Source organism: Streptomyces murinus, from assembly GCF_002154555.1.
Classification (GTDB): Bacteria; Actinomycetota; Actinomycetes; order Streptomycetales; family Streptomycetaceae; genus Streptomyces; species Streptomyces murinus.
In genome coordinates this window covers 1-14,219 of record NZ_MUNF01000262.1, presented here as the reverse complement: position 1 = coordinate 14,219, position 14,219 = coordinate 1, and the positions used below count along the sequence as shown (strand labels likewise).

12 protein-coding genes and 1 riboswitch are annotated in these 14,219 nt (G+C 73.2%); of the genes, 8 read left to right on the top strand and 4 right to left on the bottom strand.

Annotation, left to right across the window (positions count from 1 at the left end; all coding sequences use genetic code 11):
- The coding region (locus CCN72_RS17405) for a RecQ family ATP-dependent DNA helicase (RefSeq protein WP_244174276.1) at positions 1–1,499 on the top strand (1,499 nt) is incomplete at its 5' end.
- A gap of 45 nt (positions 1,500–1,544) precedes the next feature.
- Here the strand turns inward: CCN72_RS17405 and CCN72_RS17400 are convergent.
- On the bottom strand, positions 1,545–2,483 hold the full coding sequence (locus tag CCN72_RS17400; protein ID WP_085566067.1) for a M56 family metallopeptidase: 939 nt from the start codon (positions 2,481–2,483) through the stop codon (positions 1,545–1,547).
- 177 nt (positions 2,484–2,660) lie between these two features.
- A complete protein-coding gene (fahA, locus tag CCN72_RS17395) occupies positions 2,661–3,881 on the bottom strand; it encodes a fumarylacetoacetase (RefSeq protein ID WP_086808311.1) in 1,221 nt (406 codons plus the stop codon).
- A gap of 239 nt (positions 3,882–4,120) precedes the next feature.
- Here fahA and CCN72_RS17390 point away from each other — a divergent pair, with 239 nt between their 5' ends.
- The 3 genes from CCN72_RS17390 (at position 4,121) to CCN72_RS17380 (ending at position 7,613) form a co-directional block, all read left to right on the top strand.
- Positions 4,121–5,383: a carboxylate--amine ligase gene (locus CCN72_RS17390; RefSeq protein WP_244174275.1), complete on the top strand. Its 1,263-nt coding sequence runs from the start codon at positions 4,121–4,123 to the stop codon at positions 5,381–5,383.
- Between the two features lie 55 nt (positions 5,384–5,438).
- Positions 5,439–6,650, top strand: coding sequence for an FAD-dependent oxidoreductase (locus CCN72_RS17385; RefSeq protein WP_086808310.1), 1,212 nt, complete (start codon positions 5,439–5,441; stop codon positions 6,648–6,650).
- Positions 6,651–6,800: 150 nt separating this feature from the next.
- Positions 6,801–7,613 carry a Cof-type HAD-IIB family hydrolase gene (locus CCN72_RS17380; RefSeq protein ID WP_086808309.1) on the top strand — a complete coding sequence of 271 codons (813 nt, stop codon included), beginning with the start codon at positions 6,801–6,803 and terminating at the stop codon, positions 7,611–7,613.
- Between the two features lie 45 nt (positions 7,614–7,658).
- On the opposite strand, the gene CCN72_RS17375 is transcribed toward CCN72_RS17380, so the two are convergent.
- On the bottom strand, positions 7,659–8,144 hold the full coding sequence (locus CCN72_RS17375; RefSeq protein WP_085566072.1) for a transglycosylase SLT domain-containing protein: 486 nt from the start codon (positions 8,142–8,144) through the stop codon (positions 7,659–7,661).
- A 3-nt stretch (positions 8,145–8,147) separates the two neighbouring features.
- A riboswitch (cyclic di-AMP (ydaO/yuaA leader) is annotated at positions 8,148–8,365 on the bottom strand.
- A 533-nt stretch (positions 8,366–8,898) separates the two neighbouring features.
- Here CCN72_RS17375 and CCN72_RS17370 point away from each other — a divergent pair.
- From CCN72_RS17370 to CCN72_RS17355, 4 genes are all read left to right on the top strand, one after another.
- Positions 8,899–9,909, top strand: coding sequence for a polyprenyl synthetase family protein (locus tag CCN72_RS17370; protein WP_086808308.1), 1,011 nt, complete (start codon positions 8,899–8,901; stop codon positions 9,907–9,909).
- Positions 9,910–10,239: 330 nt separating this feature from the next.
- Positions 10,240–11,481, top strand: coding sequence for a LolA family protein (locus CCN72_RS17365; protein ID WP_086808307.1), 1,242 nt, complete (start codon positions 10,240–10,242; stop codon positions 11,479–11,481).
- Positions 11,482–11,617: 136 nt separating this feature from the next.
- Positions 11,618–12,595, top strand: coding sequence for an ABC transporter ATP-binding protein (locus CCN72_RS17360; protein ID WP_086808306.1), 978 nt, complete (start codon positions 11,618–11,620; stop codon positions 12,593–12,595).
- Complete coding sequence (locus CCN72_RS17355; RefSeq protein WP_086808305.1) at positions 12,582–13,457, top strand: ABC transporter permease; 876 nt, start codon at positions 12,582–12,584, stop codon at positions 13,455–13,457. The genes CCN72_RS17360 and CCN72_RS17355 overlap by 14 nt, the downstream gene beginning before the upstream one ends.
- Here the strand turns inward: CCN72_RS17355 and CCN72_RS17350 are convergent.
- The coding region (locus tag CCN72_RS17350) for an amidase family protein (RefSeq protein ID WP_143664120.1) at positions 13,447–14,219 on the bottom strand (773 nt) is incomplete at its 5' end. The genes CCN72_RS17355 and CCN72_RS17350 overlap by 11 nt on opposite strands.

Below are 14,219 nucleotides of genomic sequence, written 5' to 3'. Positions count from 1 at the left end.
TCCGGCCCGACTACCTCTCGCTGAGCCTGCTCGGCGAGCGCTGGCCGGACGTGCCGCGGATCGCCCTGACGGCCACCGCGACCCGGGCCACCCACCAGGAGATCACCCAGCGGCTGAACCTGCCGGCGGCCCGGCACTTCGTCGCCAGCTTCGACCGGCCCAACATCCAGTACCGGATCGTGCCCAAGGCCGACCCGCGCAAGCAGCTGCTCGCCTTCCTGCGCGAGGAGCACCCGGGCGACGCGGGCATCGTGTACTGCCTCTCGCGCAACTCGGTGGAGCGGACCGCGGAGTTCCTGAGCGCCAACGGCGTCGAGGCGGTGCCGTACCACGCGGGCCTGGACGCGGGCACCCGCGCGGCGCACCAGTCCCGGTTCCTGCGCGAGGACGGCCTGGTCGTGGTCGCGACCATCGCCTTCGGCATGGGCATCGACAAGCCCGATGTGCGCTTCGTGGCCCATCTGGACCTGCCCAAGTCCATCGAGGGCTACTACCAGGAGACCGGCCGCGCGGGCCGTGACGGACTGCCGTCCACGGCGTGGATGGCGTACGGACTCAATGACGTGGTGCAGCAGCGCAAGCTGATCCAGTCCGGCGAGGGTGACGAGGCGTTCCGCCGCCGGGCCGCCTCCCATCTGGACGCGATGCTCGCGCTGTGCGAGACCGCCGGGTGCCGGCGCGGCCAGCTGCTCGCCTACTTCGGCCAGGAGCCCGGCGCGGCGGCCTGCGGCAACTGCGACACCTGCCTGACCCCGCCGGAGACCTGGGACGGCACCGTCGCGGCCCAGAAGGTGCTGTCCACCGTGGTGCGCTTGCAGCGCGAGCGCGGCCAGAAGTTCGGCGCCCTCCAGATCGTGGACATCCTGCTCGGCAAGCGCACCGCCAAGGTGATCCAGTTCGACCATGACCAGCTGTCCGTCTTCGGTATCGGCGAGGATCTCGCCGAGGGCGAGTGGCGCGGCGCCATCCGCCAGCTGCTGGCCCAGGGGCTGCTCGCGGTCGAGGGGGAGTACGGCACGCTGGTGCTCACCGAGGAGAGCGGCACGGTGCTGCGCGGCGAGCGGGAGGTCCCGCTGCGCAAGGAGCCGAAGAAGCCGGCCGTCTCCCGCTCGGCCTCGGGCTCCGGTTCCGGCCGGGGCGGCGGCAAGGCCAAGGCCGCCGTGGCCGAGCTGCCCGAGGAGCTCCAGCCCGCCTTCGAGGCGCTGCGGGTGTGGCGCACCGGGCAGGCCAAGGAGCAGGGCGTGCCGCCGTACATCATCTTCAACGACGCCACCCTGCGCGCGATCGTCTCCAGCATGCCGGGCTCCCTGCGGGACCTGGCCGGCATCAGCGGGGTCGGCGAGAAGAAGCTGGCGACGTACGGCGAGGAGGTGCTCGCCGTGCTGTCCTCCCTGAACGGATCCGCACCGGCCGCCGCCGGGCCGCCCGCGCCGGGCGAGGCACCGGAGGACGACTGGCCGGGCCCGGAGGACGAGCCGGAGCCGGAGGACTGGATATAGCCGGTCCTGGAACCGCGGCTCGCAAGGCGCCCCGGAGCCGGCGGCTCAGGACAGTGCCTTCAGGCCCGGTGCGAAGGTGATCAGCAGCGGGAGAAGCGGTACCAGCGCGGCGACCGTCGTGGTCAGGGCGCGCTGGCGGCGCAGCAGCCGCGGGGGCGGTTCCAGCAGCCGGTCCACCCGCTCGCCCAGCAGCCGGCGGCTGGAGGCGCAGGACAGGACGCCCCGGTGCTGGTTCAGCTCGATCAGCGCGAGCGCGGTGGTCAGATGGCCGCAGCGCCGGGAGGCGGCGTCGTCGGCGGCCAGTTCCACCAGGCGGTGCGTCTGGTCGCGGAAGTGGGCGAAGAGCGGCACCCGGGGAAAGCCCGTGGCCAGCGCGCTGGACAGATGCAGCAGCCAGTCGTGGTGGGCGCGCGCGTGGCCGCGCTCATGGGTGAGGACGGCGTCCAGCTGGTGGCCGGTCAGCCGGTGCAGCGCGCCGGTGGTGACCACCAGCTGCGGGGGATGCCCCGGCATCCACCAGGCGTCCGGGTACTCGTCCTCCAGCACCAGCATCGGGCCCCGCGCCATCGGCAGTCCCGCGGGCAGCTCCGGGGCGCGTTCACGCAGTTCGGCGCGGGCCTGGCCGCGGCTGCGGCGGGCCTCCACCAGCTCCCGGCCGAGCATCGCCGTGGTCCAGGCGGCGCCGCCGGCCAGCAGGACGGTGAGGACGGCGGCCCACACCGGTGCGGCGGACAGGTCGTAGGCGGCGGTGACGGCGGGCGGCGCGGGGGCGAACACATGGTCGCGCACGGTGTGGAAGACCGCCGCGGTGCCCAGCGTCAGCGCGGCCAGGCAGCACAGCAGGACGGTGGCGACCAGGCACTGCCACACCCACAGCGCGACCACGGGTTCCCGCTCGGGCCAGTCGGCCCGGGTCAGCGCGCGCGGTGCCGGCCCGGCCGCCGTCAGGGCGACGACGGTGAGCAGGAGCAGGCAGACGGTCATGCCGGGGCTCCGGTTCCTGGTCGGAGAGGGGGTTCGCGGACGGGTGGCGCGAAGGGGGCGGCGCGGGTGGCCGCCGTGGGTGGTGCGTGCTGCCGCCAGTATGACGAAGAGGGGCGCCGCGAGTCAGGTGTCGGAGCGAACCGTCCGCTCCCGGCCCGCCCCGCGGCGCCCACCGGATCAGGCCGAGGGCACGATCCGGCCGGTCACCTCGCCGAGGCCCACCCGGATCCCGTCAGGACCGGGCGCCCAGGCCGTCAGGGTCACCACGTCGCCGTCCTCCAGGAAGGCGCGCTTGCCGTCGGGCAGTTCGAGGGGGTTGCGGCCGTTCCAGGTCAGCTCAAGCAGGGAGCCGCGCTGCCGTTCCTCGGGTCCGCTCACGGTGCCGGAGCCGTACAGGTCGCCGGTGCGCAGGGAGGCGCCGTTGACCGTCATCTGGGCGAGCTGCTGGGCGGCGGTCCAGTACATGGCGGAGAAGGGCGGCTCGGAGACCACCTCGCCGTTGAGGGCCACGGAGATCCGCAGGTCGTAGCCGCCGGGCTCGATGCCGGGCGCCGCGTCGTCCAGGTAGGGCAGCAGCGGGTGGGTGCGCTCGGGCGGTGCCACCCGGGCGTGCTCCAGGGCGTCCAGCGGGGTGATCCAGGCCGCCACGGAGGTCGAGAAGGACTTGCCGAGGAACGGGCCGAGGGGCACGTACTCCCAGGCCTGGATGTCCCGCGCGGACCAGTCGTTGAGCAGGAACAGCCCGAAGACGTGCTCGCGGAAGTCGCCGAGCGCGACCGGGGTCCCCTGCTCGCTCGGCACGCCCACCACGAAGCCGACCTCGGCCTCGATGTCCAGCCGGATCGAGGGGCCGAAGACCGGCGCCGGGTCGGCGGGGCCCTTGCGCTGCCCGGAGGGCCGTACGACATCCGTGCCCGAGACCACGACGGTGCCGGAGCGGCCGTGGTAACCGATCGGCAGATGCTTCCAGTTGGGGGTGAGGGAGTCCGCGGCGTCCGGGCGGAAGACCTTGCCGACGTTACGGGCGTGGTGCTCCGAGGCGTAGAAGTCGACGTAGTCCGCGACCTCGAAGGGCAGGTGCAGGGACACCTCGGACAGCGGGTGGAACAGCGGCGCGAGCGTCTCGCGGTACGCGGGGTCGGTGACCCAGGAGGTGACCGCGGAGCGCACCTCGGTCCAGGTGGCGCGCCCGGCCGCCAGCAGCGGGTTGAGGACGGGGCGGGCGAGCAGCGCTTGGTGCGGCGAGCCGAGGGCCGCGGCCGCGGCGCCCGCGTCGAGGACCTGGTCCCCGAGCCGGACGCCCACCCTGCGCTCCGAGCTGCCGGAGGGCGAGAACACGCCATAGGGAAGGTTGTGCGGGCCGAAGGGGTCGCCCTCGGGGACGTCGAAGGGGGGCATCGGGGTACTGCCTCGCTCTCATCCAGGCCATGCATGGCGATGCGTTGCACGTGATCGAGCCACACGTTACGGCCGGGACACCGGTCTTGGGCAGTGGCTGGGGGGTTGCCCCCGTAGTGCCTCAAGAGTTCGCAATGTCCGAAAGACCCTTGTCGGAGGCGGTAGTTCCGGCTTAGCGTCCTTCGGGGGGAGACGGACGGGGTGGATCCGTTCCCCTGGGGGGACACGTGGGGGGACCCGTGGCCGAAGACACCGTCGGTGCGTCCGTGCAGGTCGACCGTGAGGTGCCGGGACTGATCGTCAAGTTCGGCGCCTACCCGCTGCACCACGGCGGAGTGGGCGCGATCCGCAGCCTGGGCAGGCTCGGCGTGCCCATGTACGCGATCACCGAGGACCCGTACACACCGGCGGCCGCCTCGCGCTATCTGCGCAGGGCGTTCGTCTGGCCGACGACCGGCGCGGAGGACCCCGGGCATCTGATCGAGGGGCTGCTGCGCATCGGCCGCCGGATCGGCCGCCCGGCCGTGCTGATCCCGACGGACGAGGAGGCGGCCGTCCTGATCGCCGAGCACCGGGAGGAGCTGGCCGGACCCTTCCTCTGCCCGCAGGTGGCCCCCGGGCTGCCGCGCCGGGTGGCCAGCAAGCAGGGGCTGCACGAGCTGTGCGAGGAGCACGGGCACGGGCTCGTGAGCCCGGCGGCGGCCTTCCCGCGGTCGTACGAGGAGGTCGTGGCCTTCGCCGACACCGCGAGCTTCCCGGTGGTGGCCAAGAACCGGGAGGCGTTCCTGCGCCGCAGCCGGCCCGCCGTCGGCGGCACCACGCGGATCGCCACCCGCGCGGGCCTGCTCGCCCTGGCCCGCGCCTGGGGGCCGGACCCCGGGGTGATCCTCCAGGAGTACCTGCCGCGCGAGCAGGCCGAGGACTGGATCGTGCACGCCTGCTTCGACCGGGACGCCAACCCGCTCGCGCTGTTCACCGGGGTGAAGGTGCGGTCCTGGCCGCCGCACGCGGGCATGACCGCGCACGCGTACGTCGTCGACAACCCCGAACTCGCGGACCTGGCGGCGCGGTTCGTGAAGCGGATCGGGTTCAGCGGGGTGGCCGACCTGGATCTGCGCTTCGACCGGCGCGACGGGCGGTACAAGCTGCTGGACTTCAATCCGCGGATGGGCGCGCAGTTCCGGCTGTTCGAGAGCGCGGCGGGCGTGGACGTCGTACGGGCGCTGCATCTCGATCTGACCGGGCGGCCGGTGCCCGAGGGGGAGCAGCGGGCCGGGCGGCGCTATGTCGTGGAGAACATCGATCTGCCGGCCCTGCTCGCCTACCGCCGCGGCGGCTATACGACCCCGCACGCGCCGGCGCGGGCGAGCGGGACGGAGCTGGCCTGGTTCGCGGGGGACGATCCGCTGCCGTTCCTCACCATGCTCGCCCGCTTCGTGCGGCCGGGCGCGCGGCATCTGTGCCAGCTGTGGCGGGACCGTCGCCGCGGCACACCCAAGTAGGCCATGCGGCACACCCAAGCAGGCCATGAGGAAACGCGTCCTGGGGAGGGACTTCGTGATCCGACCGGTTGCAGTCATCGGGGCGGGGCCGTTCGGCCTGTCCACCGCCGCCCATCTGCGGGCGCGCGGCCTGCCCGTACGGGTCTTCGGCGACCCCATGGTCAGCTGGCGCGCCCATATGCCCGAGGGCATGCTGCTGAAATCGACCCCCGCCGCCTCCAGCCTCGACTGCCCGCAGCCCGGCCACACCCTCGCCGACTACTGCGCCGCGGCCGGGCTCCGGCGGCTGGTCAGCGACGAGGACGTCATCCCTGTGGAGACCTTCATCGGGTACGGCGAGTGGTTCCAGCGGCAGCTCGTACCGCGGCTGGAGCGGGTGCGGGTGGTCTCCGTGGAGCCGGCCGGGCGGGATGCGGGCCGGGGCTTCGAACTCAAGCTGGACTCGGGGGAGTCGTTCGTCGCGCGGGCGGTCGTGGTGGCCACCGGGCTGTCCGGTCTCGCTCATCTCCCGGCCGAGCTGCGGCGGGCGGCAGGTGCCGAGCCCACTGCCGAGGGACCCGTCTCGCACAGCTCCCAGCACCACGACCTCACACGGTTCGCCGGCAAGGAGCTGATCGTGGTCGGCGCCGGGCAGTCCGCGCTGGAGACGGCCGCGCTCGCGGCGGAGGCCGGGGCCCGGGTGCGGGTGGTGGCGCGGGGGCGCGGCCGGGTCGCGTTCGGGGCGCCGCCCTGGGAGCAGCCGAGGCTGCGTCCCGAGTCGCCGTTCGGACGGGCCTGGTCGCTGTGGGCGTTCAGCTACTGCCCGCACCCCTACCGCTTCCTGCCCGAGCCCACCCGGCACTTCCTGGTGCGCCGGGTGCTCGGACCGCTCGGCGCCTGGTGGCTGCGGGAGCGGTTCGAGGGCGCCGTCCAGGTGACGGAGGTCGAGCGGGTGCTGGGCGCGGCGGCGGAGGACGGCGGCCCGGAGCTGACCGTGCGTACCCACGGCGGCCGCGTCGAGCGGCTCACCGCCGACCATGTCCTCGCCGCGACCGGCTACCGCGTGGACATCGCCGCGATGGACTTCCTCGGCCCCACCCTGCGCACTCACCTCGCCACCAGCCGCGGCACCCCGCGCCTCGGCGCCGGCTACGTCTCCTCGGTTCCCGGCCTCTACTTCACCGGCCTGCCGGCCGCCTCCTCCTACGGCCCGGTGATGCGCTTCGTGTGCGGCACGGAGTTCGCCTCCCCGAGGCTGGCGGGACATCTGGCGGGGGCGCACGGGTGAGCATCGGGGGCGGTGCCGGGCCCCCGCCTCCCCATCGCCGCTTCCTCCAAGCCCACTTGGCGTCGCCCCCCGCACAAGTGCGGGTAATGACACGGGAGTCGGGACGGTGCGCAAAGGCCGGTGGAGGGGGCGGGTCCGTATTCTCGGATCATGGTTGCCTCCCCCGCGTACGCACTGATCGCCACCGACCTGGACGGGACGCTGCTGCGCGGCGACGACACCGTCTCCGAGCGTTCGCTGGCCGCGCTCGCGCGGGCGGAGCGGGCCGGGGCCCGGCATCTGGTGGTCACCGGCCGCCCGGCCCCCAGAGTCCGCCCCCTGCTGGCCGCCCTCGGCACCACGGGCCTCGCGGTGTGCGGGCAGGGGGCGCAGGTCTACGACGCCGGGTCCGGCCGCATGCTGTGGTCGGTCCGGCTGGACCGGGAGCCGGCCGAGACCGCGCTCGGCAAGATCGAGGCGGAGGTGGGCCCGGTGTTCGCGGCCGTCGACCAGGACGGCACGGACGGGCTCACCCTGATCGAACCCGGATACCGGATGCCCCATCCGACCCTGCCCGCGGTCGGGGTGGCCCGGCGCGACGACCTGTGGGGCGCGCCGATCAGCAAGGTGCTGCTGCGCCACGCCACCCTGTCCGACGACGAGTTGGCGGCGGCGGCCCGCTCGGTGGTGGGCTCGCTGGCCACGGTCACCATGTCGGGACCCGGGACCGTGGAGCTCCAGCCGTGCGGGGTGACCAAGGCGACAGGCCTCGCGCTGGCCGCCGAACGGCTCGGGATCCCCGCGGCAGCCGCCCTCGCCTTCGGTGACATGCCCAACGACATCCCGATGTTCCGCTGGGCGGCGCACGGCGTCGCGATGGCGAACGCCCACCCCGAGCTGAAGGCGGTCGCCGACGAGGTCACGACGTCGAACGAGGACGACGGCATCGCCGTCGTCCTCGAAAGGCTGTTCCCGGCCGGATGACCGGGAACAGCGGGGGTGCCAGGGGCCGCTACGGCCCGGCGTCGGTCAGTAGGCGCCGTTGACGTTGTCGATCGAGCCGTACCGCGCCGCCGCGTAGTTGCAGGCGGCGGTGATGTTCGCGACCGGGTCGTAGATGTTGAACGAGGTTCCGGCCACGTGGTACGCGTTGAAGGTCGGGTCGATCACCTGGAGCAGACCCTTGGACGGTATGCCCTTGGCCGCGTTGGAGTCCCACAGGTTGATGGCGTTCGGGTTGCCCGAGGACTCGCGGATGATGTTGCGGTGGATGCCGTTGTAGGAGCCCGGGATGTGCTTCTCGGCCATGATCGCGAGGGACTCGCGGATCCAGCCGTCGAGGTTGTTCGGGTACCCGGCGGGCGTGGTGGCGGCCGAGGTCGTACCGGTGGTGGCGGACGCGGTCGCCGCGCCCACGAGCGGCATGGCGAGCACGGCCGCGCCGGTGCCGGCGACGGCGATCAGACGGACGAGACGGTTGGCGCGGGTACGGCGCGGCTGAACGGCAGCAGACATGGGGACGTTCCTCTCCTACGCCTGCGAGGTGAGCTGTCGGGTTCGGGCGGGGAGGTGCCCGGTCGCGCCCCGTGAGAGGCGTGGCTTTACCCCAAGCCGTCCGGTGCGAACACGCGGTGCGGCGCGCTGTGTCACGCGCTGCGCCATGTGAGTCGTCCGGTTCGGCGACTTACCTGGGTCCCCCGCTCCTGCCGTACGAATGAGTTCGTCGATGGGTGTACAGGCGGCGGCAGGATTAGGCGTCCGCCCGATGGCTCGGGAACGTATGCGAGAGCACATGCCGGGAACAAGCGCTGAATTGTTATATCGCGGCATTTGGCCTTGATCATCAGCCTATGGGGTACTTGATCCTTTGCGAATGCCAACACTCAACTCGCTTACGGCACACGGCGAGAGGGGGTGTCGGCGGGTTACCGGCGGGAAGGCGGTCAGGTGACCCAATTCACGAAATGGCAAACTGTGGAAAATCGGGCATGGGGGATTCGTCCCTCGGTGGGGTGGGATCGATACTCCGCTCATCTCCGGGGTCATGATGAAGTTCCCGAATACCTGTTAAGTGGATAAATGTCCGTTGTCATCATCCGAGCAGGGGTATGCCGGTCATGATCCGTTACCGCCCGGGCTGGACGGGTGGGTGCGGGGTGGGCGCTATCGGTGATCGAAACCGGACCGGATACGCTGACTTGAGTGATGGCAGCGACCTATCGACAAACCGCGTAATCGGCAGCAGACACCAGCAGACAGGAGACCCCTCGTGACCGTCGTCGGGCCGTTCGGGCTGAGCGTGCGGGACCAGGCTCTCGAAGCCGATGTCCAGGCCGGATTGGCGGCTGTCGAGGAAGGCCTGCTAGAGGCCACCAAGAGCGAGGTCCCGTTCATCACGGGGGCCGCGCAGCACCTCGTACGGGCCGGCGGGAAGCGTTTCAGGCCGCTGCTCGTGATGCTCGCCGCGCAGTTCGGCGACCCCTACGCGCCCGGAGTGGTGCCGTCGGCCGTGGTCGTGGAGCTGACCCATCTGGCCACGCTCTACCACGACGACGTCATGGACGAGGCCGCCGTACGCCGGGGTGTGGACAGCGCCAACACCCGCTGGGGCAACTCCGTCGCGGTCCTCACCGGCGACTTCCTCTTCGCCCGCGCCTCCCAGATCCTCGCCGACCTCGGCCCCGAGGCGGTCCGGGTCCAGGCCCTCGCGTTCGAACGACTGGTCACCGGCCAGATCCTGGAGACCGCGGGACCCACCGACGGCCGCGACCCGGTCGAGCACTATCTCGACGTCCTCGGCGGCAAGACCGGCTCGCTGGTCGCGGTGGCCTGCCGGTTCGGCGCGATGATGTCCGGCGCCGACGAGAGGGTCGTGGACGTGCTCACCCAGTACGGCGAGCGGCTCGGCGTGGCCTTCCAGCTCGCCGACGACTACCTGGACATCGCCTCCGACTCCCATGAGTCGGGCAAGACCCCCGGCACCGATCTGCGCGAGGGCATCCCGACCCTGCCCGTGCTGCGGCTGCGCGAGCGGGCCGCGCGGCTCGGCCTGCCCGAGGACCTCGCCCTGTGCGAGCTGCTGGACTCCGACCTCGCCGACGACGCCCGGCACGCCGAGGCGCTGGCCGCGCTGCGCGCCCACCCCGCCCTGGAGCAGGCCCGCCGGGACACCCTGCGGTACGCGGAGGAGGCGCGCGCCGCGCTCGCCCCGCTGCGGGAGTGCGATGCCAAGGTGGCGCTGACGGAGCTGTGCGACGCGGTGGTGCACCGGGCCGGGTGACCGCCCGTGTCCGTACCCCGTGTCCGTACCCCGTGTCCGTGCCCCGGACAACCACCCGTTCGGCGTCCACCAGGTGGCCGTACCCCGGGTTCCCGTCGCATCCTGCCCGTAGGGATGTGTTCGGGATGCGTTCGAGCCCCTAGGGGTGCGCCTCACGTGTCATACCGCAGTCGTACGCCGAGTTGGCTCCGAGGGCTGACGATTCCTCACCGCGAATTTGGTCGTATGGACACCACGGACATCACCACTCCTCACCGATTCGGGTGAGAATGGCGGCTCGGGTGGACCAGCGTGAGGGCAGCCGCCGCCGACGACGGAGGTAAGGCACACATGGCACCGTACGAATCCGACGACGCAAGCGGCGCCGCGCGGGACGAGGAGACGCGCTCGGGCCGCCGCAAGGCCGCTCGGTACGCCGTCCCGGTCGCGGTGGTCGGGGTGGCCGCGGCCACCATCGGGCTGGTCCCGGCGCTCGCCGACTCCGGCGACCCGGACCTGCCCAAGGTCACGGCCCAGCAGCTCATCAACAAGATCGCCAAGTCGGATGTGCAGCAGCTGTCCGGCACCGTGAAGATCAGCACCGATCTGGGCCTGCCGGACCTCGGCGGCCTGGAGAGCGGCCTCGCCTCCGGCATGGCCCAGGGCTCCGGCGCGGGTTCCGGCTCCGCCGCCGACCCGAGCTCCCGGCTGACCGAACTGCTCTCCGGCACCCACACCCTGCGCGTCGCGGCCGACGGCCCGGACCGGCAGAAGCTCTCTCTCCTGGAGCAGGGCGCCGAGTACAGCGTCATCCACAACGGCAAGGACGTCTGGGGCTACGACAGCAAGAGCGACCAGGTCTCCCACGGCACCGCGTCCGCCGCGGGCAAGGACCGGGCCGAACCCCCGGCCACGCCCAAGGACTTCGCCGAGCAGGCGCTGAAGGCGGTGGACGACACCACCTCGGTGACCGTCGACGGCACCGCCCAGGTCGCCGGGCGCGACGCCTACAAGCTGCAGATCAAGCCCCGCCAGTCCGGCACCACGGTCGGCGCGATCAACATCGCGGTGGACGCGAAGACCGGCATGCCGCTGAAGTTCACCCTGACCCCGAGGAGCGGCGGCGCCGCCGTGCTCGACGCGGGCTTCACCCAGGTCTCCTTCGCCCGGCCCGCCGCCTCCACGTTCGCCTTCACCCCGCCGAAGGGCGCGAAGGTCACCGAGCGGCAGGACGGTTCGCTGAAGGACGGCGCGGGCAAGGGCGCGGAGCGGCCCGGCCCCGGCAAGGGCCTGGAGGGCACGGACGGCGCCAAGGGCCTCGAAGGCAAGGGCGCCCCCACGGTGATCGGCAAGGGCTGGACCTCCATCGCCACCTTCGACTCCGGCGCCAAGGGCGGCCTGCCCACCGGCGACAAGGGCGGCGACCTCGGCGGCTTCCTCGGCTCGCTGGGCGACAAGGTCTCCGGAAAGTTCGGCAAGGGCACGGTCTTCTCCACCCGCCTGGTCAACGTCCTGATGACGGACGACGGCAAGGTCTACGCCGGCGCGGTCACCAAGGACGCGCTGGTGAAGGCGGCGGACGCGGGCAAGTAGGCCGCATCCGCCGAGGGGGGGCGACGGGGAGCCGAAGGGAGTCGTCGGGAACCGGCGCGGGTCGCCGGGTGCCCGCGGGAGTCGTCGGAAACCGGCGGAAGCCGTCGGGACCGGCGGGATTCGAGGGGGGAAGCCGATGGACCCGGTACGGCCCGATCCGGACCCGGTACGGCCCGGGGCCGCGGACGGCGTGATCGCCACCCGCGGCCTCACCAAGCGCTACCGGGGCGGGCAACTCGCCGTGGACGGTCTCGATCTGACCGTCCCGGCGGGCAGCGTCTTCGGCTTCCTCGGCCCGAACGGCTCCGGCAAGACCACCACCATCCGCATGCTGATGGGCCTGATCGAGCCGACCTCCGGCACGGCCCGCGTCCTGGGCCTGCCCATGCCGCGGGCCGCCCGGACGGTCCTGCCGCAGGTCGGCGCGCTCATCGAGGGCCCCGCCCTGTACGGCCATCTCTCCGGCCGGGACAATCTGCTGCGCCTGGACGCGGCCGACCCGACCGCCGACCCGCGCACCCGGGGCGCCCGGGTCGCCGCCGCCCTGGAGCGGGTGGGTCTCGCGGCGGCCGCGGGCAAGCGGGCGAAGGCGTACTCGCTCGGTATGAAGCAGCGCCTGGGTCTGGCCGCCGCGCTGCTGCGGCCGCGCCGGCTGCTGGTCCTGGACGAGCCGACCAACGGCCTGGACCCGCAGGGCATGCGCGAGATCCGCACCCTGATCAGGGAACTCGCCGCCGACGGCAGCACCGTCTTCCTCTCCTCCCACCTCCTCGACGAGATCGAGCAGGTGTGCACCCATGTGGCCGTGATGGCCCGCGGCCGGCTGCTCGCCCAGGGCGCCATGGCCGACCTCGCGGCGGGGGCGCGCGACCGTCTGGTGGTGACCACCCCGGACCCGGCGGAGGCGGCCCGGGTGCTGAAGGAGCAGGGCGCCGCCGAGGTCACCGCCGACGGCGACCGGGTCACCGGCGAGCCTCCCGACCGTGACCTCGCCGAGGTGAACGCGGCCCTGGTCGCGGCGGGCGTACGGGTACGGGGGTTCACCCTCCGCCGGGCCCCCCTGGAGGACTCGTTCGTGGCACTGACGGGGGAGGGTTTCGATGTCGCGCGCTGACACAGCGACCACGGCCGCCGCCGAGCGCGGGCCCCACCCGCTGTGGACCCTGGGCCTGCTGCGCAGCGAACTGCTCACCACGCTCCGCCGCTGGCGGGCGCTCGTCCTGCTCGGGGTGCTGGCGGCGGTGCCGGTGCTGATCGGGGTCGTGGTGAAGGTCCGGGCGGGCGGCGGCTCGTCCGGCGCGGCCGGGCCCGCCTTCCTCGGCCAGGTCACCGACAACGGCCTCTTCCTGGTGTGCACGGCGCTGGCCGCGACCCTCCCGTTCTTCCTGCCGATGGCGGTCGGCGTCGTCGCGGGCGACGCGATCGCGGGCGAGGCCGACGCGGGCACCCTGCGCTACCTCCTGGTGGCCCCGGCCGGACGCACCCGCCTGCTGCTCGTCAAGTACGCGACGGTGGTGGCGTTCTGCCTGCTGGCCACGCTGGTGGTCGCCGCCTCCGCACTGCTGACCGGCGTACTGCTCTTCCCGGTCGGCGACCTGATGACCATCTCCGGTACGACCATCAGCTTCACCGACGGCCTGGGGCGGGCCCTGCTGATCGCGCTGGTGGTGGCCGCGTCCCTGATCGGCGTGGCGGCCCTCGGCCTCTTCGTCTCCACCCTGACCGGCAGCGGCATCGCGGCGATGGCGGCCACCGTCGGCCTGGTCGTCACCGCCCAGATCCTCGACCAGTTCCCCCAGCTGCACGCCGTACGGCCGTACCTCTTCCCCCACTACTGGTTGTCCTTCGCCGACCTGATGCGCGACCCCGTCTACTGGCACGACCTCGTCCGCGGCCTCGGCCTCCAGGCCCTGTACGCGGCGGTGTTCGGCTCGGCGGCGTGGGCGCGGTTCACCACCAAGGACATCACCGCCTAGCCGCACCGGCCACCGCCAGCAGCAGTTTCTCCCTCCCGGGCGCCGCCACCAACTGGAGCCCCACCGGGCAGCCGTCCCGGCCGAGCCCCGCGGGCAGACTGAGCGCCGGGTGCCCGCTGAGGTTGAACGCCCAGGTGAGAGCGGTGGAGTAGCGGTTTCCCGGGCCGTCGTGGCCATGGGCGGCGCAGGGGGTGGTGGGGGTCAGCAGGAGATCGGCGCGGCGGAAGAGGGCGCCGAGCCGGCGGTCGTTGACGGCGCGGACCCGGGCGGCCGTACCGAGGTCGCCGCCGCCCCGCAGGGCCAGCCAGGCAGGACCCGGGTCTTCGAGGCGGAACGGCTCCCCGGGCGGCAGAAGGCGTACGGCCCCCGCGTCCGCGAGCCGGCGGGCGGCGGCGCGGGCGAGCGCGACCGGCTCGGGGTCGGGGCCGGCGAAGCCGAGGTCGGCCGACCACAGGGCGGTGGGCGTGCCGAGGTCCGCCGACCACAGGGCGGTGGGCGTACGGCGCTCACGGCCACCGGCTGTTCCGGCTGTTCCGGCTGTTTCGGCCGGCCCGGCCATCACCCGCCAGTACGCCTCCGCGTCCGCCACGCACCGGGTCAGCACGCCGGGCGCCGCGAGCCCCGTGCGGTCGGCGGAGGGGAGCCGCCCGTTGGTCGCCTTCAGCCCGACCACCCCGCACCACGCGGCCGGGATCCGCACCGAGCCCGCCCCGTCGCTGCCGGTGGCCAGCGGCACCAGCCCGGCGGCCACGGCGGCGGCGG

Bases quoted from the DNA above. Each gene is read 5' to 3' on its own strand.
- CCN72_RS17400 (WP_085566067.1), bottom strand. From the start codon at position 2,483: ATGACCGTCTGCCTGCTCCTGCTCACCGTCGTCGCCCTGACGGCGGCC.
- fahA (WP_086808311.1), bottom strand. From the start codon at position 3,881: ATGCCCCCCTTCGACGTCCCCGAGGGCGACCCCTTCGGCCCGCACAAC.
- CCN72_RS17380 (WP_086808309.1), top strand. From the start codon at position 6,801: ATGGTTGCCTCCCCCGCGTACGCACTGATCGCCACCGACCTGGACGGG.
- CCN72_RS17375 (WP_085566072.1), bottom strand. From the start codon at position 8,144: ATGTCTGCTGCCGTTCAGCCGCGCCGTACCCGCGCCAACCGTCTCGTC.
- CCN72_RS17365 (WP_086808307.1), top strand. From the start codon at position 10,240: ATGGCACCGTACGAATCCGACGACGCAAGCGGCGCCGCGCGGGACGAG.
- CCN72_RS17360 (WP_086808306.1), top strand. From the start codon at position 11,618: ATGGACCCGGTACGGCCCGATCCGGACCCGGTACGGCCCGGGGCCGCG.
- CCN72_RS17355 (WP_086808305.1), top strand. From the start codon at position 12,582: ATGTCGCGCGCTGACACAGCGACCACGGCCGCCGCCGAGCGCGGGCCC.